This is a genomic window from Robinsoniella peoriensis (assembly GCF_000797495.1).
In the GTDB taxonomy this organism is placed as follows: Bacteria; Bacillota; Clostridia; order Lachnospirales; family Lachnospiraceae; genus Robinsoniella; species Robinsoniella peoriensis.
The window spans coordinates 198,740-222,924 of record NZ_JTGN01000010.1 but is presented as its reverse complement, the minus strand read 5'-3'; the positions used below and the strand labels follow the sequence as shown (position 1 = coordinate 222,924).

The window sequence follows — 24,185 nt, the reverse complement described above, 5'->3', positions numbered from 1 at the left end:
CTAATGTATCTCATATACATTTATTCCATTTGGATTAATAGATTTCAAATTGGCAAAATAAATATCTTTCAGTACCGGTGTAACAAAGTATCTAGGATCATAAATTAACCCTTTATAGGAAAACACATTATGATATATGTATGATTTTACTTCTCCATATTCATAAACTCTAAGTCGACCACCATCTTTAGCGGTTATATTATAAATAGTTCCCTTTTTTTGTATTTTCAGCAAATCTTCTGCAATTTCTGCGCAATCAATATTATCCACAAGATCTTTATAAATTGGATTATTCATGGCATCGTGAAGTTCTTTGTCTTTATTATCATCAACACCTTCATCCACCCCAGCCTCAATATTATCTAATATTTCGCCCGCAGCGTCCATTCCAGCAAAGTTCCTGAAGATGACCTTAATATCTCCCCATATCTCTTTTATATCATCCCAATAGTAAATGATGGTTCCAACCAATGCAGTTGCTGCCAAGACATCTAAAATGATTCCATCAAATGGATTTATAATTGCCGCCCCTAATGCAGAAAACCCATTTTTCACTGCAACCGGCACTCCAAGTGCCATTAATGCATTTACAAGATCTGACACACTCCCTGCATTTTGCATCCCGCTGGTAAGCTGGTACTGTGCAGTGATGTCTACTGCCATAGAGCGCGTGCCCGGATTAATATTCACATAACTTTTATCCCAGCCTGCAAAGCTGTATCCTTTTAATCCCGGTACAGATGGCGGAGTTGCATTCCCCCCAATAGCTACCTCCTCTGTCTTTATAACTTCCCCTCTACACCAGAAGCGGACTGTGTATGTTGTCTCTGTTTCCGTATTTTTATTATATTGGGCATATACATTCTGAGCTGTCTGGATTCCCGTTATCTGTCCGGACCATTCCCGGAAAGTATATCCGGCATTGACCGGCAGCTTTGGCGGATGCGCATCGTCCCCTACAGGTACATACTCCGTTTTTAACAACTGCCAAGATGGATTCCCTGTTATTTTAACATAAAATGATACTGGACAGGTTAAATAAATTCCTTCTTTATATAATGCCTGTATTTTTAACGGGGATGAAATACGGTAATTTTCTTTGTCCCAGCCTATAAAGGTATATCCTTCCCGTACAGGTTTTAACGGACTTACTGCACTACCTCCATCTACGACATACTGTGGGTTCAGTAGCGCTTTCCCGTTGTAATCCACAAACTCCACCTTATGCGTACGGTATTTCCCCTTATAATACAATGCCTTAATGTTCTGGCTTCGGTACACATTCGTGTACAGAATATTCCTGTCCCAGCCTGCAAAAGTATAGCCCTCTATCTCTTCCGGCTCGGGCGGTACACCATCCTCTCCTTCCACTACGATTTCCTCTTTTAAGATTTGCTCGGTGGCTTTGTTATTACGGTAACCATAATAGTTCTGCGTATAGGTCTTATGCTCACCTTCCCGGTACCGGGCAGTCAGCTTCGTATCCTTATGTATCCAGAAACGGCTCTTGTCCCAGCCGATAAACGTATGACCTTCCCGTACTGGTTTTAACGGGCTGTAAGCACTCTCTCCGTCTGGGATATGCTGCGGATTCATCAGTGCTTTCCCGTTRTAATCCACAAACTCGACTTTATGYGTACKGTATTTCCCCTTATAATACAGCGCCTTAATGTTCTGGCTTCGGTACACATTCGTATACAGAATGTTCCTGTCCCAGCCTGCAAAAGTATAGCCCTCTATCTCTTCCGGCTCGGGCGGTACACCATCCTCTCCTTCCACTACGATTTCCTCTTTTAAGATTTGCTCGGTGGCTTTGTTATTACGGTAACCATAATAGTTCTGCGTATAGGTCTTATGCTCACCTTCCCGGTAMCGGGCRGTCAGCTTCGTATCCTTATGTATCCAGAAACGGCTCTTGTCCCAGCCRATAAACGTATGACCTTCCCGTACTGGTTTTAACGGGCTGTAAGCACTCTCTCCGTCTGGGATATGCTGCGGATTCATCAGTGCTTTCCCGTTATAATCCACAAACTCGACTTTATGCGTACTGTATTTCCCCTTATAATACAGCGCCTTAATGTTCTGGCTTCGGTACACATTCGTATACAGAATGTTCCTGTCCCAGCCTGCAAAAGTATAGCCCTCTACCTCTTCCGGCTCGGGTGGTACACCATCCTCTCCTTCCACTACAATTTCCTCTTTTAAGATTTGCTCAGTGGCTTTGTTATTACGGTAACCATAATAGTTCTGCGTATAGGTCTTATGCTCACCTTCCCGGTACCGGGCAGTCAGCTTCGTATCCTTATGTATCCAGAAACGGCTCTTGTCCCAGCCGATAAACGTATGACCTTCCCGTACTGGTTTTAACGGGCTGTAAGCACTCTCTCCGTCTGGGATATGCTGCGGATTCATCAGTGCTTTCCCGTTATAATCCACAAACTCGACTTTATGCGTACTGTATTTCCCCTTATAATACAGCGCCTTAATGTTCTGGCTTCGGTACACATTCGTATACAGAATGTTCCTGTCCCAGCCTGCAAAAGTATAGCCCTCTACCTCTTCCGGCTCGGGTGGTACACCATCCTCTCCTTCCACTACAATTTCCTCTTTTAAGATTTGCTCAGTGGCTTTGTTATTAAGGTATCCGTAATAATTTAGTGTATACGTCTTGTATACGCCCTCCCGATATTGGGCATTTAGCGTTTTATCCCCCTTGATATAGAACCGGCTTTCATCCCAGCCTAAGAAGGTGTAACCCGGCCTTTCCGGCATCACAGGACTTCCGGCACTGCCGCCGTCCTGTACATACTGCCGGTTTCCCGCAAGTCTTCCATCATAATCCATGAAGGTAACAATATGGGTTGCAAATTCCCCGACAGCATATTGTGCATATACATTCCGGCTGTTTGTCACCCTGGTATAATCTCCGCTCCATCCCAGAAAGGTATACCCTGGTTTTTCCGGAGCTCCCGGTTCTTCTGCTGCTTCCCCTTCCGTTACTGTCTGCTTATCTACGATTACATTATCTGCAAAAAATGTTACCGTATACATTTTTTCTGATATCTTCTTCTGTGAAAAATTACCCTCGAAAACTACTGTTTCCGATTCCGTTTCCAAAAGGATGTCTGAACCTGTTTCCCCGGGTTCTTCTGTTTCCATATCCTCCGTAACTTTCTCCTCTGTTTCTATATCCAGTAAATTTTCCTCAGTAGAGTCCTCCGTTTCTATATCATAAGATACTTCCGTCTCTATTTCGGTAAACGCTTCTGTAAACACCTCCGTTTCCATCTCTGATAGTAGTTCTTCCTCCGATGTTTCTTCTGAATCCCCATTTAATATTGCTTCCTCTTTCTGCTCAGATTCTGTTTCTAGTGAGCTCTTCTCTATATCCTCTGCTGACTCATTCACATCAGCTTTTTCTGCTCCTGTCTCTGTCCTGCGTATCCCGGCATCAGCCAGAACCGTACACGGCTGCAATAGTATCATTACAACTACCATGACCAGCGCCGTCCATCTTTTCCACTTTCTACATAATAACTTATTTTTCATATCCATAACTCCCTCTCCTTTTCGACATATTTTTACAATGTTATCATATATCCATCACATATATTGTCATAATGTATTGAATAGCTCCTTTTACGTCATAAAAAGGGGGGCTGGATATAACAAAAAATCTTTTCCCACTGCCAGTTCCTGGAAGAGCACGATCATGCATAAAAGTATCCATTATTTTATATCTGCTTCATTAAAATTCCATAACGAAAAAACTTCCCCGCAGCAAGCTGCGAAGAAGTTTACACCAACATAATTTAATTAATCAAACCAGACACCTCAGCCCTTCAGCCAACGATAAATCGTATCAATCGTCGCCCCCGTAGCGCCCTTCGCCTGGAATTCATACAGCGGCTTTCCAACATGTGCCGTACCGGCAATATCCAGATGAATCCATGGCACCTGGTTAGCAAAATGCCGGATGAAAAGTCCTGCCGTAATTGCACCGCAGAAGCTTTCACCCATATTCTTAATATCCCCAATTTCACTTTCCAGCATTTTTTCATTCTCCCGGTAAAACGGCAGACGGCAGAAATATTCCCCGGTGCCCGCGGACGCTTCTTCCAGCTCATTCCATATCTGGTCGGAATCGGCGATTACACCTGTGACATGATTCCCCAGTGCATTTGCCATAGCTCCTGTGAGCGTAGCAATATCCAGCACCCTGGTAACCCTTTCCTCCATTACGGCATAGCTCACTCCGTCAGCAAGTATCAGGCGGCCTTCCGCATCGGTATTTAATATTTCAATGGTCTGTCCCGAATAGGAAGTAATGACATCCCCTGGAAGAAGGCTTCCGGCTGTCAGGCGGTTTTCACAGATGGGAATTACACAAGTCACATTGACTCTTGCTTTGCTTTTCGCCAATGCCTTTATCACAGAGGCCGTCACTGCACCGCCTGCCATATCACCGTGCATACCAATCAGGGAATCACGGGATTTCAGACAATAGCCGCCGGTATCCGACGTTACGCCTTTTCCAACCAGTCCGGTGATCTCTTTACTGTCCGGATCTCCATTATAACGCAGTACGCACATGCAGGGCGGGAATTCACTGCTGCCACCTACCGCATTTAATGCACCCATACCCATTTCCTGAAGTTTATCGTAATCATACAATACGTATTCTATACCGCAGTCCTTCACATGCTCTTCAATTTCTTTTGCCAGATCCATGGGCCGCAGTTTATTTCCCGGCATATTCACCAGCTTTCTAGTAAAGATCACTGCATCACCCAGAACTTCCCCTTCCCGGTGGAGTTCCTGTGCCAATGCCAGCTGATCCTCCGGGATTCCGGACAGGAAAATATTATATTCTTCTGTCTTTGCATCTTTTTTATAAGTCAGTCCTTCAGCCAGCCCAAGCCGAATGCTCTCCACACATTTCTCAACACATTGGATACCAAAGATTTTAAGAAGCTCAGAAATATCGATTACCGCTTCTTTCATTTCACAGTTCTTCACTTCTTTTGCTGCTTTTGCCAGCAGTTCTTTCAATTTCAGAATGGTAATCTCTTCCGGATTTCCCATCCCAGTCAAAATACATACTCTGCCTTCCCCATCTGTTAAAACCCGGCTCTGCAGATATTTCCCCTGAAAAACAGCAGAAGCCTTTTTGAAATCTTTTTCGATTGCAGAAGACCCTTCCCCATAAAAACGAACGATACAATTTGCAAAGCTGTTATTTCCAATTAATATCATAATACACTCCTTTCAGATCCTCCCATTATTAGTTACAGTGTTTGAAATTGCTTTCTGACAGCTGTATGTACCAGTTTGTGGGATGGATACTGCAGCCATCCCATTTTTCTATTTTAACGTTATCTCTACCACCGTATCGTGTTCATCCGGCAGCGGATAGCAGTCACTGCTATGGGTATCAAAGAAGAAAAATGCATTTTCCGCATATTCCTTTAAGTTCCAGAAAAACGTTTCCTTCACTTCCGACCCATCCTTTAATAAACGCATATGGTCAACCATTCCTGCCATCTTTTCCAGACAGATTGCTCCCGCCTGTTCTTCCATAACATGGGCGTACAGCTTTTTACCGTTCTGGGTAAATCTTCCCCACTCAGGCTTTGGAAATTCTGACAGTCCGCAGCCGTAGATACTTCTGCCGTTCTGCTTCATCCACGTTCCCACTTCTTCCAGAATTTCTACCGATTCTACCGGGATCTCTCCCTTTGCATTGGGACCTACATTTAAGATCAGGTTGCCGTTTTTGCTGACACATTCTACCAGCATATGAATTACCATTTTAGCTGATTTATAATGGTAATCATGAGCCGCATACCCCCAGTTATTATTCAGGGTAATGCATGCCTCCCACGGTATCGGGTTTCCGGCTTCATCACGGATGCCTTCCGGCGGAACCATCTGTTCCGGTGACGCAAAATCCCCGGAATATGCGGTAGGATTTAGGGTACGGATAGACCCGGCATTTTCCGCACTTCCTTCCAGGCGGTTATCAATTACGATATGAGGCTGGATGCTTCTTACCATTTCAATCAGTTCCGATGCTTTCCACTTTTCACAATTCATCGGACCATAAGAAAAATCAAACCACATCAGGTCTAAATGCCCGTAATTTGTCAGCAGCTCTTTTACCTGTCCGTGCATATAGGTGAGATACCGGTCAAAGTCATGTTCTTTCCCTTTAAAGTCTTCATTATCTCTCATTGGATGAAACTTGTCCCCATAATGCGGGAAATCGGGATGGCGCCAGTCAATAATGGAAAAATACAGTCCCACACGAATTCCCTCGGCACGGAATGCATCCAGAAATTCCCGTACAAGGTCTCTTTTGCAAGGGGCATTGGTGGACTTAAAATCTGTCAGTTTCGTGTCATAAAGGCAAAATCCGTCATGATGCTTTGCAGTTAATACCGCATATTTCATGCCTGCTTTTTTCGCCAGTCTCGCCCATTCTTTCGGGTCATAATTTTCTGTGGTAAATTCATCAAAAAACTGATCATATTCTTCCTTTGGCATCCGTTCGGTACTGCGCACCCATTCTCCCCTTGCAGGAATTGAATAGAGTCCCCAATGAATAAACATTCCAAATCTTGCGTCACAATACCATTTCGTTCTCTCAGTTCTCGCTTCTACTACCTGGTTTCCCATTTTTTCACTCATTGCATATCCTCCTGTTCATTTTCTAAATTACTTACACATTCTCAAGAATCCTGAGCAGCATCTGACCGGTTCCAACGTTATATCCGCTGACTGCGTATACCGCACAGAGATCTTCTTTTAACGCCACCACCAGGGGCAGCTGATCAGGATCGACATACACGCTCCTGGCAAGAGTCTGTACATTTTCCCCGAAATCATCATACAATATCTGTATATCCGGGAACGCATCCAGCACTTTATGAAGCGCCTCATCCGATCTGTCCGGTTTTTGCCGGAAGATAAAGCACATCTTTGCCCCGGATTTCAAAAATGCTTCCCTGTTGTCATACAATTCATTTAAAATGTGGTCGGAAGGCTCTTTATTTTCTTCCAGCCAAAAAAGGAAAAGCATGTGGGATGCATCCAGGGAAGATGCCATGATCTCCTTCTTATTTTCATCCAAAAGCTTAAAATTATCAACCGTTATTTCTTCTAACATGTCAGAAATTTTTGCTTCTTTTTGGGATAGGGTAATATGCTTCTCCTGTCCCTTTGCCAAAGAGAAATAATATTTTCTGGCAAATTGCGTACCATTTGGCAGACGGTTGACGGTAATCAAACGGTATTCTCCTGCTGCTGCTGGCAGCCTAAGACCCTGTTTACCACAGCGCTGCCCCTCCAGAACAAGGGAATTCCAGCCTTCTTTTTCCAGTTTGCCCAGACTCCAGTTTCCGGAATAAATCCATTCCGTTTCCGACCCGTCCCCCATAACCGTAACGGCGGCATCGGGTTTCGTTTTTTCCAAAACAGCAGCAAAATGCTCCCCGTCATAATATTCCATTGCCCCTTCTGCTTCCGTAAGCCTTGCCGGTATCCCTATTGACCGGCAGACTGCCACAAACAGAATCTTTTTGGATAGAAAACTACCGGATTTTACTTTTAAGCAGGCACAGGGAAAGGTGATCAGGTTCTCCTGCTCAGCCTCCGGATTTTCCTTTACATGATCTGCAATAAAGTTCCATAGCAGAAGCGGATTATTAATAAAATCCTTCTTTTGCTCCGGACTGAAATATGCGCATAGCCAGGTACGCCAGCAGCTCAGCGGCTCTCTGGATATTCTGGGACAAAGCAGGTACGGCACATATATTTCCTTTGGAAACCTATCTGCATAGGGTTTCGCTTCCCTGCAATGCTCTGCCAGGATATCTGCTTTCAGATCCTGATAATCCTTCTCCCTCAGGCTTTCCAGCAATAAAAGTTTATCCTCCCACTGGTTTTCCATCTGCCCGCTCTCCTGCTGCCATAAATTCCATTTCAGGAATCGGATCACCTCATCGCGGTTTCCCCTGGCTGCTTTTAAAATCGGCTGAAGTCTGTCATCATCTACGGATTGCTGTATTGGAAGTGCATATCCTGCATCATCTGCTTTCCCTTGCGGAGCACTCCCTGCAATCCCTGCGAAAACAACTTCCTGATCAAACCCTTCGATCTTTCTGCGCAGTGCCTTTGCCGCAGCTTTACTTTTCTTTCGTCCCAGCTCTTTCTGTTCTTCGGTTAACGCTACCGGATTTACCGAAGCTGCTGCCGGAGGATAGAATTCCAGATCCTCCCAGACATCTGGCTGCCAGGCTTCACCGGACAGCTGCAGAACCGTTTCATTCTCTTCCCGTGTATCGATACATCTTTCTGCGCAGCTTCCGTCTTTTGCTGCAAACAAATACAGGCTTCCCAGCCCGGTCAAAAGCTCTGCTTCCCCGTTCTGGTTCGTCCGTACAGATGCCGCCGTATCCAGCTGGGCATAATTTAATATTTGGAAATCTACTTTTGCTCCTTCACAGGGCAGGTTATTCTGATCCAGCACCCTCACTTTGATTTTCCGGGTTCTTGCATACTGACGGGTCAGATTTACCGATACTGCGCTGCCATTTTGAAGGACTTCTCCATGCTGTGGTGCCTCCACATCAAACCATCTTGCTTCTACCAGCATTGCCCTGGAGGAAGCACCGGTGAACCAGCCCTTATTCAAGATCTCTTCCGGTTCACAGGCCCCCAGGAAATACCACTTTCCGTCACACCATACCTCCACCCAGGCATGATTATCATCGCAGTGGGACCATCTTGGCACAAATACTTGTCTGGCAGGAATCCCCAGACTTCGGAATACCGAAACTGCAAATACCGATTCTTCCCCGCATCTTCCGGCCCCGCTGCGGTAAACGGTAAGTGGCGGTGCCGTCCGGTCATCCGTGGTCTGATAAGCCGCTTCTTTGGCACACCAGTAATTTAAGCGGATCACATCTGCTATCCTGTCTTCTCCGGTAACGCAGTCCTTTGCCGCCTCCCGGAAAAATTTTCTGCAGGGTACAACCTCTTCACTGCTGATCCGGTGATAGAGTACATAGTTCAAGAAAATTTCCCCAGGCATATTCCTGCAGTAAGGCTCCTTTTCCCACAGTGCTATTCCATTTTCGGCATAATCTAAAAATATCTCAAAATCATAATTTGCCGCATCACTCAGAGGCATTATGGCATAGAGATATTTCAGCGCAAACCCCAGGCTGCCCGGATATACGGCAGCCTTCTTTTCAATTTCTTCTCTTTTTTCTCCCAACAGGGAGAGTTTTTTCTTGTAAGCCTCTGTGATCTTATGTTCGTATTCTTCTGAAAACATTCTATATCGTTCCTTTCCAAATCATCCCATCGGGAATGAATTTTCAAACAGGCTCAGCCCTTCACAGCTCCGATCATAACACCTTTTACAAAATGCTTCTGCACAAATGGATAGATCAAAAGTACTGGAAGTGAAGCTACCACTATTGTGGAATATTTAAGCAGGTCTGTCAATCCCCTTTGTGCCGCCACGGACGATACATCACTGATCATGGTATAGTCAATCTGATTCTGTATCAGTATTTCCCTCATTATGATGGTAAGTGGCTGAAGCTTCTGATCCTTTAAATAAAGCATCGCATCAAAATAGGAGTTCCATTTGGCGACACCATAGTACAGGGTCAATACGGCCAGAATCGGTTTACAGAGCGGAGTTACAATTCTCAGAAGGTATTTAAATGGTGTACACCCGTCAATACTTGCCGCTTCATACATCTCATCCGGGATAGAATTTACCATATACGTACGGCAGATGATCATATTGTATGTAGACATTGCACTAGGAATAATCATTGCAAGCCTGCTGTCAATTAAGCCCAGTTTCTGAACTACCATATAAGTTGGTACCAGTCCGCCGCTGAAATACATGGTAAATACAAACAGCATTGCCAGTTTATTTCTTGCCGCAAACTCTCTTCTGGACAGCGGATACGCACAGAGCATTGTCATTACAAGATTCACCACAACACCTACCGCCGTATATAAAATGGAATTAAAAAATCCATTCATAATCTTCGTGTTTTTAAATACAGCCGCATAGCCCCGCAGGGTAGGATTTACGGGAAACAGAAATACTTTTCCACTGACAACTGCCTGGGGATCGGAAAAAGATGCGCTTACAATATAGACCAGCGGCAGTACAACGATTAAAAATACAGCCGTCAATACCACATATACCATTATAATAAATATTTTATCTCCCAATGAGGAGTTTACAAACCTTGACCATTCTTTCTTATTCATGTCTTCTCCTCCTTACCACAGACTTGTCTCGGTAACTTTTTTACAGACCTTATTTACAATCACCAGCAGCACAAAGCTGACAATGGACTGGAACAGGCCTGCCGCCGTCGAGAAACCAAAGTCGGAGTTCACAATACCGACCTTGTATACGAAGGTGGAGATAACCTCAGACACCCCGCTGTTTAGAGAATTCTGCATTAAAAATACTTTGTCAAACCCGATATTCATGACACTTCCGCAGTTGAAGATCAGCATTGTGATAATCGTGGGCAGGATTGCCGGAAGATCCACATGCCAGATTCTCTGCAGCCTGGACGCACCATCCATCCTTGCCGCTTCCTTTAATTCAGGGCTTACACCTGCCAGAGCCGCGATGTAAATAATTGCAGAATAACCCGCTGTCTGCCATAACCCGCTCCACACATACAGTCCACGGAACAGCTTCACATCCCCAAAGAAATTAATGGGATCAATCCCAATTTTACCAAGCAGAATATTGATTACTCCCGTTCGAAGATCCATCATCTGCATCATCATTCCTACCATCACTACGGTAGAAATAAAATATGGTGCATAAGTAACCATTTGTATTGTCTTTTTATAACGCACACTCCGCATTTCATTTAACCCGATTGCCAGTATAATCGGCAGGGGGAAATTAATCAATAATGTATAAACGCCCAGCACAAGGGTATTAATTATAACCTTTGAGCTGGAAGGTGACATCAGAAACTGCTGAAAATATTTAAGCCCCACCCAGTCACTGCCAAAAATCCCTTTTCGGATACTGTAGTCCTTAAATGCCATCAGTATCCCGCCCATAGGAATATATGCAAAAACAAATGCATAAATTGCAGGTATTGCAATAATCAGCCAGAACTGCCAATTAGAAGACTTTATTTTATTTTTTTTATCCACACGGATCTTTGCTGTTTTTGTTATCGCTTTCAAGCAAATCCCTCCTTCTTCCAAAAAAAGGCCGTCACCATAACCTGTCTTATGCAACGGCCTCTTCCATTTCTGTTCTTACTTGTCTTTACCCATCTGTCTTTCATATGCAGTCTGGTAAACACTTAATAAGGTCTGCAGTCCGGCATTATCCAGCCCCTGTTTAAAGGACTCCCAGTCTTTATCCAGATCCTTTTGTCCTGTGATAAATGCTACCTGGTTCTCTGCGATATATTTTTCTACTTCGACGCCTACAGTCTGAATATCGGTTGCCTCCTGATCCGTCAGCTTCAGCTGCGGCATAATATCCAGTTCCCCTTCTTTTTGCGCATATGGTTCCTGAAGGTTCTTGCTTGCTTCATAGAGCATTTTTTCTAATCCCTCTGCCGATCCGATATCAACATTGGGATCTACAGCCTGTCCCAGACGATAATCAGCCGGTGCCACACGGATTCCGATATCCTGCCAGTCATGATTCTGAGTATCCGGAGAATATGCATTGATTACTTTATATAAAGCAGGTTTTCCGTTTAAGCCCACTTCTCCTTCCGGATTCAGTACCCAGTCCTTGCCTTCCTCTGCGCCGTACTGTGAACTTAAGTCCCCTGTTTCCGTAAAGAAAGTATCCACCCAGCGAAGTGCTGCTGCCGGATCTTTACATTTGTCCGTAATACATAACCCAAATTCGTCTACTCCTGAATATTTGAAAAATGGAGTAATCTGTGTTCCGTCCGGTCCCTTCACTGGAGACATTGCAACATAGTCCCGGTAAAATTCATTATTTTCCGCTGGGTCAATAACATCGGAAAGGGTACCTGCTGGTACAAATAATACCGGTTCGTCTTCCTGGTTCATCAGGGTTCTAACCTGTTCCTGTGTCTGGGTAAAATCTCCGTCATAGATATAACCCTGTTTGTAAAGCTCGCTCATATATTTAAGGCCTTCTTTGTACTTATCGTCTGTAGCAACGCAGACTACTTTTCCTTCTGGCGTTACTGCAGTCTTATCCCGTACGGCCTGTTGTTTTCCCGGGTCTAAAATGAATGATCCCATCATCCATTCTTCAAAGTTTGCATACCAGCCATTTTTTGCATTTGCCCCGGCAATTGCAATACCATCCGGCTTGTACTCTTTGAATTTCTTACATACTTCCATGAATTCTTCTGTTGTTGTAGGAATCTCAACACCCATCGCATCCAGGTATTTCTTATTTACCCACATTTTTCTTCCATACATACAATGGTAACAATCATTAATTTCCGCTATGGAATAAATATGCCCATCCGTCTGGCGGGTAAGATCCATATACTGGCTCATCATTTTCATATAATTCGGCATATTCTTCTCAATCAAATCATCCAATTGAATAATAACGCCCTCTTTTACCCCATATTTTGCTAAATTAGGGTCTACACCCAGAATAACATCCGGATAGTCACCTGACTGCAGTGCCATATTCAGCTTATCTCTCCAGTCATCCCTGGTACCAGTCTGGAACGTCAGCTTAATTCCCGTCTTCTCTTCCATATACTTTGTAAAATCATTTGTCGCCAAATCCTCAACATTTGGCATTGTCATAGTAAAAACTGACATTTCAATGGGTTCTTTTACGATCGGATAAGTTCCCACCTCATTTAAATTACTTTCATCAGATGCTGCGTTTGACTCTGTCTTTGCGTCTTTGCCATCTACCGTATCGGTACTTCCTCCACATGCTGACAGACTGACTGCCATCGTAAGAGACAATAAAAGTGCAGTGATCTTTACGAATCTTTTTCTCATAGATTCTTCCTCCTTTTCTTTTTTCTTGTTGTCCCAAAGCAGGCTTAAAACTACAAACATAAAAATTTGAAATGATTTTAAGCAAGCCCAATGTGCAATTATACTTTTGAAAAGATTTTTCACAATTCAATCTGTACTTTATAGACAAAGTAATTTTTCGGTTACCAGGTCTACTCCGTACTTTTCATTGTGTTTTTTCACAGTACGCACTAGGTTTTTACACTCTTTTTTATACATTTTTATCACCGCAATAGCAACGTACAAATCTTTTTTTGGACATACAATTTTTGTCAGACCTTGATTTTAGAGGATTTTCACTGCACTTATCATAAAAAAGTACTGCTTCTGTACTTCTTTCATCTTTATTCTATTTTTTTCAGATTACTGGGTGTCGTTCCCATTACCCGTTTAAATGCTCTTCGAAAAGAGTAATCACTGCCATATCCGGTCTGTTCCGCAACCTCTTTTACAGGACATCCTTCTCTTAACAGACGGCATGCATTCCGTATTCTCACCTGCTCCAAAAACTCACTGAATGTAATTCCAAAATAACTTTTAAAATCTTTGTAGAGTCGGTTCTCCGTAATGTGAAGTTCATCTGCCAGCTGTACCAGGGCAAAGTTTGGATTGGAATACCCGGAATTAATCCGGCTTGCCAGATATTCCTTCATCTGGACCGCATACCCTTCTTCTGTCACTTTGGTATACTGCAGATAATACTGTTTCGCCTCACCGATTGCCCGAAAAAGCTTTTCCTGGTTCTCAGCCTTCTGTATGGCTTCCATTATATCTGCAACGGCTTCTTCTTTCTGTACTTTTTCCAGACTTCTGATCGCCGTGCACCGAACCATTTCCAGCAAATGTTCCGTCATAGAGAGACTCATTGTTTTCTTTAAATAGCAATCATTGATATCCGCCATTATTTTTTCCAGTTCTTCTTCTGTTCCCTTTTTAATCGCATTTTCCAAATGTATCTCCATATCAATGGGGAACATGGACACCTCCATTTTGGAAGGAAGGTCCTCTTTGCAAAGGGGAATACGGATACCATAGAACCTGGCGTATTTGCAGATATCCAGTGCTTCATCATACTTTTCCCCAAGCTTTAACAGGTCAGTAACCTCACCGCTGAGTCCTGCAAAAATATAGAGCCTTTTATCGTAATAAAACTTATAATTCAAGCTCTCTATTTTCTGCTTTAATTCATCTTCCGCATAGTATTCCAGTTCTGGAATGATCATTGCATACACCAGCTGGTTTACCTCATAAAGCATATGGGGAAGATCCAGATTTTCCCGGAAATGTTCCTGGACGTATTCCTGAAATTCTTCCACCGATGAGAAAATGTTGTCTTTCAGCGGATCTTCAAATTCCAGCACAGCTACAAAATACCTTTCTGCATCCAGTTCCAGTTTACTGCATTCCAGATCGGCACGCAGGTCATCCCGGGAATCGTATCTTCCATACAACAGCTTCTGGATAACTGCGGCACGCAGAATCGGTTCCTGATACACCACTCTGCTTTGCAGACTTTCCACACTCTCTAAGAACGGATACAGGCCTTCCCAAAAATTACGCGGCTTCTTTCCATCCGCACCTACAATGGTATCACTGCAGTCGCAGTACTTTTTTACGGCATCCTTTCTTTTAAACCAATAAATAAAGCAAATGGCATAGCCGATCAAAATGGAAGTGATACTGAATATAATGATGATATACTTCATATACCCGATCTTCTGCATCATTACCTTCCTGGGAGTAATTGTGGCAAATGTCCATTCCGTATAAGTGGATTTCACCGAAGTTGTAACAATCTCCGATTGTTTCATATCATTTTTAGAAAGGTACTCCGAAAACGTCTGATAAGAAGTATCCTTTTGTCCTTCATCCCCAATAAAGCAGCTGATAATATTACCCTTTTCATCCATAATAAATGCATCATCTTTTTCATCCACCCTGGCTCCGCTCATCAGATGTTCAATGGCACTGTCATTTAATGCAATCGCAACAGCTCCTTTTTCATCCTGAAAGCTGCTGTTGGGTACGGTCTGTGCCATAAATAGGGCAGTTTTCTTTTCCGTCGGTATATCTACAATTGTTCCGGACATATATTTCTTGCAAAAAGTATCTACTACATTTTCATACTCCATACTTCCAAATCCATTTACCGTGTTATAGCCGCTTTTCGTTACCGGTGCCACCGTAGGCATTTTAATCAGATAATTTTTGCCTGGAAAAAGCAGATAAACTGCCTTTATTACCTGATTTGTAGTGGAATAATCCGGAAACCTCCTGGATAAGAGATACATTTCATAAAATTCCTTTGACTTATCCTTGCTGTAAGCTGAATCTGCCATTCTGCATAATTCCGTGTCCTCACTGATGTAAATTCCCACGTTCTTAATTTCTTCCATCTGCCGGTCAAAGCTGGTAACCGCCTCTGACAGAAACCGGTTCGCCTTTTCCTTTTGAACATCCAGCAATGCCGACTGCGCCATAAAATAAATCACGATAATTGCAAGAGTTGGAGCTGCTAAAATTATAATATAAGAGCAAAACAACTGTATTGAAATTCTTTTATGATGCAAAATCCCTGTAATTTCTTTTTTATTTTTCACATTATTCCTCCCATGCATAAAGCAATTAAATCTTATATTTTACAAAATCTGACAATCCACAGCTTGTCAATCCTGCACGCTTATGATAATGTTATATCAGAAGTCAGATAAACAGTCCTCAGATAAGGAGCCGCCTATGTTTTTTAAATCAAAAAAACCAAAAGAAATTCTCTGCATCTACAGCAAAGGCAAACTACTCTATCAGGGTGAATTAAAAGATATTCCCCTCAAAGAATCCGTTATTTTAGAAAAGAGCTTAGCTTTCTTTGATGATCCGGATCCCTGTTACATCCACAGAAGTGCTGTCCGCGTGCGATTAACAGAAGAACTGCTTCGTGAAATTCAGCAGGAGACAGCTTTATCACACTGTCCGCTTATAACTGAATATGTTGACCTTCCCCACATGGAAGAATTCACTTTTATATCAGAGCAGTAAAAAATATACTGCAAACCCCAAAAACAATGCGGCATTAAACAGCTTCACAGCTCCCATATGCCTAAGCATAAACCCGGATACCCGGTTGACATTTTTTGTCCTGCTGATTATGAGTATAAAAACAAATGAAGGCAGGCACATAAACGTTACATATATTACAAACAAGAGACAAATCCAGAACATATTGCCTGCTGCATGCTTCATCAAATATAAAATATTTGCCATATAGATGTGCCCGGTGCAAAAGAATTCTCCCAGCGAAATTGCTATCCCCAATCCAAAAACCACAAATAAAAGCACCATGGGCCTTGCCGCATGAACCCGCTTAATCAGGCGGTGATTCCAACCCCGCAGTTTTGCTGGAAGCTGCATTCTGATCTTACCGTATTCTTTTTTCCTTACATTCCAATAGTCAATAAAATAGAATACCGCGGCAATCAGGAATAAAACCGTAATACCAATATTTATTGCTGTTCTTGCTGCTGCAAATGCTCCCTGGTCAATCCAGGATACCGCATAATAAATACCTGCCCCAATTGTAAAATAGGTAATATATTTGCCCGCCAGATACAACAATCCGCTTTTTAAAACCGATGTATCCGTGGTCAGCAAAATGGAAAGCAGCATCAGAAGCATGGATACCGCACAGGGATTAAATCCAGCTAAAAAGCCAGATAATGCAAAGGTAAAAAAATCCTTCCCCGTCACACCCTTATCCGTCTTATGATCGGCAGATACGCTTACGAACCGGTCAAAATCTTCGAATTGTGCCTTTCCCCCATCCAGATCTTCTAAAAACCGGTCACAAATATCTACTGCGCCTGTCAGATACGAATCTCCGTAAAATAAAGCAGGAACCTTCTGATTCTCCTTAGGTACCTGATACTGACGGAAGAATTCCTGCACCAGCATAACATGATTGGCCTCAGCAATGTTATATTCATTCAGTTCAAATTTATCTCCGGCACCATTATCCAAAAGAAAAGCTTTCACTTTCTCACAATCACTACAGGAATAAGTAGAAAAATACACCACAAAATTCTGTTCCGGGTTTTTGTTTTTTCTTTTTAACTGTGCAATCAGTGTATTTACTTCCACAGCCTCTGATTCCACATTGCTATTTTCCGTAACTTTATCTGCTTGCTCGCTGCTATTCCCTGTAACTTTATCTGTTTGCGCACTGCTATTCTCTGTAACTTTATCTGAATCAAAATTGCTATTCCCCGCAGCTATATCTAATGCTTCATCCGCATTTTTTTGACTTTCACTGAAAAAAACCTCTTTCAGATTTTTTTCTATATCCTCATATCCCCAAATCCATTTGGATCCCACAATGAGAACGGGCAGCTGACCATCCTGTTCATTCTTTGCAGCTTCACAAACTTCTTCGAATTTCTTTTTATCCTCCGGTTGGAATGTATTATAAGTGCGGATTTCATATGTAACCCTGCTTTTCTCCTCCGGGGTAAGGCATTTATTGAAAAGCTCAAAAATCTTTTCATCTTCCTTACATGAGGCACAGGCATTGTTATAAAAAAACTGAATTTCAAGCAGATGATCCCTGGCTTTTGCCGGTAATACAGTCATAATTAGCACAAAAATAATTAACAGACCCACACTGGTCTTCATGCATTTTTTCATTTCATACTCCCTTTTTCTACATATTTTGTTAAATTATAACAAAAAACCTCGCTGTTGTCTAATAACTTTCCATATGGGATTATGCCAGAGCGTCTACAAAGCGTCCCTTAATCAGCAAAACCCAAATTCAAGAAATTGTTCGCTCTAGAACCTGTTTCTTTTAAGACATAAAAAGAATCCCTCCAAAACAGCAGTGTTTCCATTCACACAGCCGCTTTAGAGGGATCATCCCACAAGAAATAAGTTTTTTATAACCTTATAAATATTTTTTAACGAAATTAGCATCTGTAGGATATGCACAGGAGACCTTTCCTATTTTCTGATGTGTCTCACATCCCTTCCCCAATACCAGTACCACACTCTCTTCTTCTGCTTCTTCAATAGCCCTTTTGATTGCGTCTCCTCTGTTTTCAATACATTCATAGGGACAGCCGACACTTTCTACATAACGTGCGATGTCTCCTGAAATATGTGTAAACTGCTCTTCTCCCGGATCATCTGCGGATAGGTATACTTTTTTTGAATACAGGCCCGCGATCAGTCCCAGATCCCTTCTTCTGTTATAAGCTTTATTGCCGGGGCAGCCAAAAACAGATACAATCTTAGAGAAAGGATGCTCCATTAATACTGACTGGAAAAGCTTTTCAAAACTCAGTCTGTTATGGGCATAGTCCACGATCACCGTAAGCCTTCTTTTGTGGCTGACGTACTGCTCCATCCTACCTTTCACTTTTACCTTTTTCAAACCGGCAATCATATATTCAACGGGAATATGATATAAATACGCAACCGCAATTGCAGCTAATGCATTCTCAACATTAAAAACTCCGGGCATACCAAGTGTGAATCGTTCATCAAAACGTCCGCTTTTTACCCGGAAATTAATCCTCCCTTTTTCCTGTTGGATATCATACCCAAAAATATCGGGTATTCTGCCATTTTTAACGTCTCCATCAATCCGATCGGCTTGTCCTGTACCAAAAGTAATAACGGACTTCGCCAGCCTGGATGCCTGAAGAATCCGGTCTGCCTTATCTGAGTCCAGATTAATGCACGCTGTCTGACATTGTCGGAAAATGGATAGTTTTGCACTGAAATAATCTTCAAAGTCATCATGTTCCGAGGGACTGATATGATCCTCTGATATATTCAGGAAAACACCCACATCAAAGTTCAGCCCCCGCACCCGCTGGTACTTCAGTGCCTGGCTGGAAACTTCCATAACCATACTGCGCTTTCCGGATGATACGGCGTTTTTCATATGCCGGTAAAGTTCCATAGATTCCGGCGTTGTCATGCTGGATGTTTTATGTTCCACACCATCTTTAACCTCAATAGATGAAATAATTCCCATACTGCGCAGACCAATGGATTTCTGATACTCATCCATAATCGCCTTGATATAATAAGAAGTGGTTGTCTTTCCTTTGGTTCCTGTAATCCCAACCAAATCCAGTTCCCTGGAGGGGTCCTCATAGAACTGCTTTGCTAAAACAGGCATTGCTTTTCTGATATCCTTTACCAGTATGTAAGGAACTTCATAATCCAGGGGAAAATGCTCCTCTCCAATATAACAGACAGCTCCATTTTTGAAAGCCTGCCTGAGATAGTCTATTTTGAATGCTGCTCCTTTACATATAAATAGTCCCCTTTTCATCGTTTCCCTGGAATCAAAAGTTAAATTTTCAATGATCTGATCTTTCTTTCCATATAAACAACAGGATTTTACTAAATTGGCCTGCTGCAATAATTTCAGATATGTTTTAAGCATATAGTGCATTCCACTTTCCCCCTTATCGGTTGATTTTTTCATTATAACGAATAAATGCATCAAAAAATGCATCTGCTTGTATCCAACTTGTAAACTTTATTGTACAAAACCATGCAGACAGTTAGATGTTACTATATATTAGACGCTAAATTTGAAAAAAGGGTTTCAAAAATATTTTAAATATTTCCTTAAGTTCTTAAATATGAAAATATAAAAACTTTTAAGAAGATATTGACATAAAATACCCAACATGCTATATTAGATACATACAGTATGTATCTAATATAGCATGTTGGAAAGGAGGAAAAAATTTGGCACGGAATAAATATCCGGAAATTACGGAAAACCGCATACTTGAACTGTCCATGAAGCTGTTCATAGAAAAAGGTTATGAACAGACCACATTACAGGACGTTGCAGATGCTATGGGCATGACACGCGGAGCAATCTATCATCATTTCAAAAATAAAGAACAAATGGTAGATGCCGTTACCACCTACATGTTTCATAAAGCAGTGCCTTTTGAAACAATTAAGGAAGATACTTCACTGACTGCTCTGGAAAAATTAAGAAAAATCGTACTCTGCTCGGTGTCGTCTGAGGATCAGGTGAATACTTTTCTGGCATTATCCAAGACTTTTCTTGATAATCCAAAACTGGTTGCTGCGTATTTGAACAGTGTGAAAGAAAATGCAGAAGGGATCTTTCTGGAGTTTATTAAAGAAGGAATGTCAGATGGATCTGTTCAGGCAGAAAACCCCAAAATTGTGGCGGAGCTGCTTTCCGTCCTTATGGAAATATGGCTATGCCCTTTCATTTTTATGGAAAACCGGGAAGACTTTAGAATCAAGCTCAGATATGCCGCAAATATACTTAACAGCGTGGGACTGCCAATTATCGATGATGAATTGCTTACTGTATTTGAGAAACTGGAAACAATATTTCCGGAAAGATAGATTGCTGCATAGCAATTTATTTTTTACAATTTTACATACATTCTGTATGTATATATAAGGAGGTTTTAATTATGACTGAAGAAAGATTTGAGAAAATGATGGAACATGCGGGTGATGTAATTGAGAATACTGTGGAAGGTGTGGCAAGTTTAGTTGACAATTCTTTAGAAGCTGCTGCAAAGCACAGAGCGGTCCGTATTCTCTTTAGAGCAATATCATATGCCGGTTCTCTTGGCCTGATCATAGGTGCTGGTTACCTTGAAAAACACGGGCACCACCTGATTGCTAAGATTTGTTTTATTACTGGCTGCGCTGCAATCGCAACGAATATTATTCTCAGTTTCATATTTCGAAGGAAATAACGTGTCCACCGTCATCAGGGTGGTCTAAAAAACGCCGAACCCATGCTTAACATTATATTTATGCAGTGGTTCGGCGTTTCTTTGTTTAAAATTATTCCTTACTTTGTGTCTCTTTTATTGCAGCTGCGCTAATCTCTCTTTTACTTGTTCCATCATTTCTGTATATTTTGCAAGCTTACCTTTTTCTTCATCTATTTTTGCCTGAGGCGCTTTGCTAACAAAACGTTCGTTGCTTAACATTCCATTTACTCTTGCCAGTTCCTTCCCTAAGCGTTCTTCTTCTTTTTTCAAGCGATCGATTTCTTTTTCAATATCTACCAGCTCTGCGAAAGGCATATAGATAACTGCCTCCGGTATCACTGTGGATACTGCATCTTCCCCGATACCCGAGCGGTCTGCCTGAACAGTGACCTCACTTGCATATCCCAGGGTAGCGAAGAATACCTTTCCATTTTCAAATATCTCACGGATATTTTCCTTTTCGGAAACCACAAATACCTTTGCTTTTTTGCTTGGCGGAACATTCATTCCGGTACGGGCATTTCGGATTCCACGTACCGCTTCTTTAATAGTCTCTACTGCCTGCTCATCTGCCGTAAAGTTCCATTCCTCTTTAAATTCCGGCCATTCGGAAATCATAATTGATTCTTCTTCTGTCTGAAGAGTGCAGAAAATTTCTTCTGTAATAAACGGCATATAAGGATGCAGCAGTTTCAGGGCATTTGCCAAAACAGTCTTTAATGTCCACAGTGCTGCTGATTTGGTAGTATCTTCATCGTTATAGAGACGGGGTTTCACCATTTCAATATACCAGTCACAGAATTCTTCCCAGATGAAATCATATACTTTCTGAACAGCGATGCCCAGTTCGTATTTATCCATATTATCTGTAACGTCTTTTGCAAGCGTGTTTACTTTGGACAAAATCCATTTGTCTGCTCCGGTTAAGTCTGAAAGATTCATCCGGGATGGAACCTCTGCTTTTTCCAGGTTCATCATAATAAATCTGGACGCATTCCATACCTTATTAGCAAAGTTTCTGCTTGCCTCCACACGTTCCATATAGAAACGCATATCATTTCCCGGTGCATTTCCGGTCATAAGGGTCAGACGAAGTGCATCTGCACCGTATTGTTCGATAATTTCAAGCGGATCAATTCCATTTCCAAGGGATTTACTCATCTTACGTCCCTGGGAATCACGAATCAGTCCATGAATCAGTACGTGATGGAACGGAACTTCCCCTGTCTGCTCAAGCGCTGAGAATACCATACGGATAACCCAGAAGAAGATAATGTCATATCCGGTTACCAATACGTCCGTAGGGAAGAAGTAATCCAGGTCTTCTGTTTTGTCTGGCCAGCCTAAAGTAGAGAAAGGCCACAGTGCAGAACTAAACCAGGTATCCAGGGTATCCTCATCCTGTGTCAGATGTGTGCTGCCGCATTTCGGGCAAACGGCTGGTACTTCTTTGGATACTACGATCTCACCGCAGTCATCACAATAATACGCCGGTATCCGGTGTCCCCACCAAAGCTGTCTGGAAATACACCAGTCACGGATATTTTCAAGCCAATGGAGATAAATCTTATCAAAACGCTCAGGTACAAAATTTAAAGTATGGTTCTTCAATGCTTCAATCGCCGGCTTTGCCATTTCTTCCATTTTTACAAACCACTGCTGTTTGATCATAGGTTCAACGGTGGTCTTACAGCGGTCATGGGTACCAACATTGTGGGCATGTGGAACTACTTTAACGAGAAGTCCCATCTCCTCTAAATCCGCAACCATTGCTTTTCTGGCTTCATAACGGCTCATGCCCGCATACTTTCCGCCCAGTTCATTGATGGTGGCATCATCATTCATGATATTGATCTCCGGCAGATTGTGGCGTTTTCCCACTTCAAAGTCATTAGGGTCATGGGCCGGCGTAATCTTAACACATCCGGTTCCAAATTCCTTGTCAACATATTCATCTGCAACAACCGGGATTTCACGGTCAGTCAATGGCAGTTTCAGCATTTTGCCTACCAGGTGTTTGTAACGGTCATCCTCCGGATTTACTGCAACCGCTGTATCTCCAAGAAGCGTCTCAGGCCTTGTGGTAGCAATTTCAACAAAAGCATTTTCTTCCCCTGCTACCGGATAATTAATGTGCCAGAAATTTCCGTCCTGATCCACATGCTCTACTTCTGCATCTGAAATGGAAGTCTGACATACCGGACACCAGTTAATAATTCTGGAACCCTTATAGATATAACCTTTTTCATATAATTTGATAAATACTTCTTCAACCGCTTTGGAGCATCCTTCATCCATGGTAAAGCGTTCTCTGTCCCAGTCAGCCGAGGAACCTAACTTCTTCAACTGGTTGATGATCTTTCCGCCGTACTCTTCTTTCCACAGCCAGGCATGTTTTAAGAATTCATCTCTGCCGATCTCATCTTTATCAATTCCCTGTTCTTTCAGCTTCTCTATGACTTTGACTTCAGTCGCAATCGCTGCATGATCCGTTCCAGGCTGCCATAAAGCATTATATCCCTGCATTCTTTTATAACGGATCAGAATATCCTGCATGGTATTATCCAGTGCATGGCCCATGTGAAGCTGTCCCGTAACATTCGGCGGCGGCATCACAATCGTAAAGGGTTTTTTGCTCCTGTCTACTTCTGCATGAAAATATTTCTTGTTCATCCACTTATCATATAAGCGGTCTTCAATTCCTTTCGGATCATAAGTCTTTGCTAATTCTTTGCTCATTGTCCTATTATCTCCTTTTTCATTTTTAGCTGCCCGTGCAGATCCCTCTGCACATACATATATGGGTTATAAAATATACGGATTCCCATTTCCCTGCCTGATTTTGCATAAAAAAATGCCCCTTGCTTCTGCAAAGGGCGAATAATCCGCGGTACCACCTTTATTTATATTTACAGAAATCTTCTGCAAATACATCTCAGTCATCCGATAACGTGGATGATACGTGAAAATCTACTTTACGATGAAATCTTATCCACAGATATCCGGCAAATCCGCCAGGTTATCCACAATTTCATCCGGTTCAATCCTCCGGTTCAAAAGCTACCTTCCATTCACACTGCCTTGAATATTCTTCCAGCCGATGAAATATTCTCTCTGTCAGGGTTTTGAATGTACTCCTCTTTCTCACTACCTTTTTATTATGATATCTTTTGTGATATATTTTCCATAATAATCAAGATGGGGGGATTTGTCAAGGGATTTTGTAAAAATAGGTAAATCTTTACTGTCGGTTCTGCAGTCCGTACATAGTTTACGTATCAAGTAGCTTTTCCTAATCATTTGCAGTACAATAAACACATAACTAACATTTTACCCCAACTAAACCAA

14 protein-coding genes and 1 other annotated feature are annotated in these 24,185 nt (G+C 42.2%); of the genes, 3 read left to right on the top strand and 11 right to left on the bottom strand.

All coding sequences use genetic code 11. The features are described 5' to 3' along the window. The 8 genes from QR40_RS20205 to QR40_RS20170 all read right to left on the bottom strand — a co-directional run bounded on the left by QR40_RS20205 (position 1) and on the right by QR40_RS20170 (position 15,650). On the bottom strand, positions 1 to 3,555 hold the full coding sequence (locus QR40_RS20205; protein ID WP_044296539.1) for an InlB B-repeat-containing protein: 3,555 nt from the start codon (positions 3,553 to 3,555) through the stop codon (positions 1 to 3). 279 nt (positions 3,556 to 3,834) lie between these two features. Further along, positions 3,835 to 5,256 (bottom strand): leucyl aminopeptidase family protein, encoded by a 1,422-nt coding sequence (locus QR40_RS20200; protein WP_052430964.1) that lies wholly within the window; start codon positions 5,254 to 5,256, stop codon positions 3,835 to 3,837. Positions 5,257 to 5,364: 108 nt separating this feature from the next. Next, positions 5,365 to 6,690, bottom strand: coding sequence for an alpha-L-fucosidase (locus QR40_RS20195; RefSeq protein ID WP_200889762.1), 1,326 nt, complete (start codon positions 6,688 to 6,690; stop codon positions 5,365 to 5,367). A 31-nt stretch (positions 6,691 to 6,721) separates the two neighbouring features. Continuing rightward, positions 6,722 to 9,340, bottom strand: coding sequence for a transglutaminase-like domain-containing protein (locus tag QR40_RS20190; RefSeq protein WP_044296538.1), 2,619 nt, complete (start codon positions 9,338 to 9,340; stop codon positions 6,722 to 6,724). Between the two features lie 53 nt (positions 9,341 to 9,393). Beyond that, entirely contained in the window at positions 9,394 to 10,302 is a 909-nt protein-coding gene (locus QR40_RS20185; protein ID WP_027296712.1) for a carbohydrate ABC transporter permease, read from the bottom strand. A gap of 12 nt (positions 10,303 to 10,314) precedes the next feature. Further along, complete coding sequence (locus QR40_RS20180) at positions 10,315 to 11,253, bottom strand: ABC transporter permease (protein WP_330373825.1); 939 nt, start codon at positions 11,251 to 11,253, stop codon at positions 10,315 to 10,317. A gap of 75 nt (positions 11,254 to 11,328) precedes the next feature. After that, positions 11,329 to 13,032, bottom strand: a complete 1,704-nt coding sequence (locus QR40_RS20175) for an extracellular solute-binding protein (protein ID WP_027296710.1) — start codon at positions 13,030 to 13,032, stop codon at positions 11,329 to 11,331. A 362-nt stretch (positions 13,033 to 13,394) separates the two neighbouring features. After that, positions 13,395 to 15,650: a helix-turn-helix domain-containing protein gene (locus QR40_RS20170; RefSeq protein ID WP_027296709.1), complete on the bottom strand. Its 2,256-nt coding sequence runs from the start codon at positions 15,648 to 15,650 to the stop codon at positions 13,395 to 13,397. A 136-nt stretch (positions 15,651 to 15,786) separates the two neighbouring features. Here QR40_RS20170 and QR40_RS20165 point away from each other — a divergent pair, with 136 nt between their 5' ends. Next, a complete protein-coding gene (locus QR40_RS20165) occupies positions 15,787 to 16,086 on the top strand; it encodes a hypothetical protein (protein WP_044296537.1) in 300 nt (99 codons plus the stop codon). On the opposite strand, the gene QR40_RS20160 is transcribed toward QR40_RS20165, so the two are convergent. Together QR40_RS20160 and QR40_RS20155 are read right to left on the bottom strand one after the other, a co-directional pair. Then, positions 16,075 to 17,727 (bottom strand): hypothetical protein, encoded by a 1,653-nt coding sequence (locus QR40_RS20160; protein WP_044296536.1) that lies wholly within the window; start codon positions 17,725 to 17,727, stop codon positions 16,075 to 16,077. The two genes, QR40_RS20165 and QR40_RS20160, sit on opposite strands and share 12 nt — an antisense overlap. Positions 17,728 to 17,983: 256 nt before the next feature. After that, on the bottom strand, positions 17,984 to 19,507 hold the full coding sequence (locus QR40_RS20155; RefSeq protein WP_052430963.1) for a Mur ligase family protein: 1,524 nt from the start codon (positions 19,505 to 19,507) through the stop codon (positions 17,984 to 17,986). A 302-nt stretch (positions 19,508 to 19,809) separates the two neighbouring features. On the opposite strand from QR40_RS20155, the gene QR40_RS20150 reads away from it, so the two are divergent. Beyond that, complete coding sequence (locus tag QR40_RS20150; RefSeq protein ID WP_027296707.1) at positions 19,810 to 20,454, top strand: TetR/AcrR family transcriptional regulator; 645 nt, start codon at positions 19,810 to 19,812, stop codon at positions 20,452 to 20,454. Between the two features lie 71 nt (positions 20,455 to 20,525). Then, positions 20,526 to 20,816, top strand: a complete 291-nt coding sequence (locus QR40_RS20145; protein WP_044296535.1) for a hypothetical protein — start codon at positions 20,526 to 20,528, stop codon at positions 20,814 to 20,816. A gap of 114 nt (positions 20,817 to 20,930) precedes the next feature. Here the strand turns inward: QR40_RS20145 and QR40_RS20140 are convergent, their stop codons facing one another. Beyond that, positions 20,931 to 23,576, bottom strand: a complete 2,646-nt coding sequence (locus tag QR40_RS20140; protein ID WP_044296534.1) for a valine--tRNA ligase — start codon at positions 23,574 to 23,576, stop codon at positions 20,931 to 20,933. 130 nt (positions 23,577 to 23,706) lie between these two features. Then, positions 23,707 to 23,994: a binding site (T-box leader), on the bottom strand. Positions 23,995 to 24,185: the final 191 nt, after the last annotated feature.

Excerpts from the sequence above, each read along its gene's own strand:
- QR40_RS20200 (WP_052430964.1), bottom strand. The coding sequence starts at position 5,256 with ATGATATTAATTGGAAATAACAGCTTTGCAAATTGTATCGTTCGTTTT.
- QR40_RS20195 (WP_200889762.1), bottom strand. The coding sequence starts at position 6,690 with ATGAGTGAAAAAATGGGAAACCAGGTAGTAGAAGCGAGAACTGAGAGA.
- QR40_RS20190 (WP_044296538.1), bottom strand. The coding sequence starts at position 9,340 with ATGTTTTCAGAAGAATACGAACATAAGATCACAGAGGCTTACAAGAAA.
- QR40_RS20185 (WP_027296712.1), bottom strand. The coding sequence starts at position 10,302 with ATGAATAAGAAAGAATGGTCAAGGTTTGTAAACTCCTCATTGGGAGAT.
- QR40_RS20175 (WP_027296710.1), bottom strand. The coding sequence starts at position 13,032 with ATGAGAAAAAGATTCGTAAAGATCACTGCACTTTTATTGTCTCTTACG.
- QR40_RS20165 (WP_044296537.1), top strand. The coding sequence starts at position 15,787 with ATGTTTTTTAAATCAAAAAAACCAAAAGAAATTCTCTGCATCTACAGC.
- QR40_RS20160 (WP_044296536.1), bottom strand. The coding sequence starts at position 17,727 with ATGAAAAAATGCATGAAGACCAGTGTGGGTCTGTTAATTATTTTTGTG.
- QR40_RS20155 (WP_052430963.1), bottom strand. The coding sequence starts at position 19,507 with ATGCACTATATGCTTAAAACATATCTGAAATTATTGCAGCAGGCCAAT.
- QR40_RS20145 (WP_044296535.1), top strand. The coding sequence starts at position 20,526 with ATGACTGAAGAAAGATTTGAGAAAATGATGGAACATGCGGGTGATGTA.
- QR40_RS20140 (WP_044296534.1), bottom strand. The coding sequence starts at position 23,576 with ATGAGCAAAGAATTAGCAAAGACTTATGATCCGAAAGGAATTGAAGAC.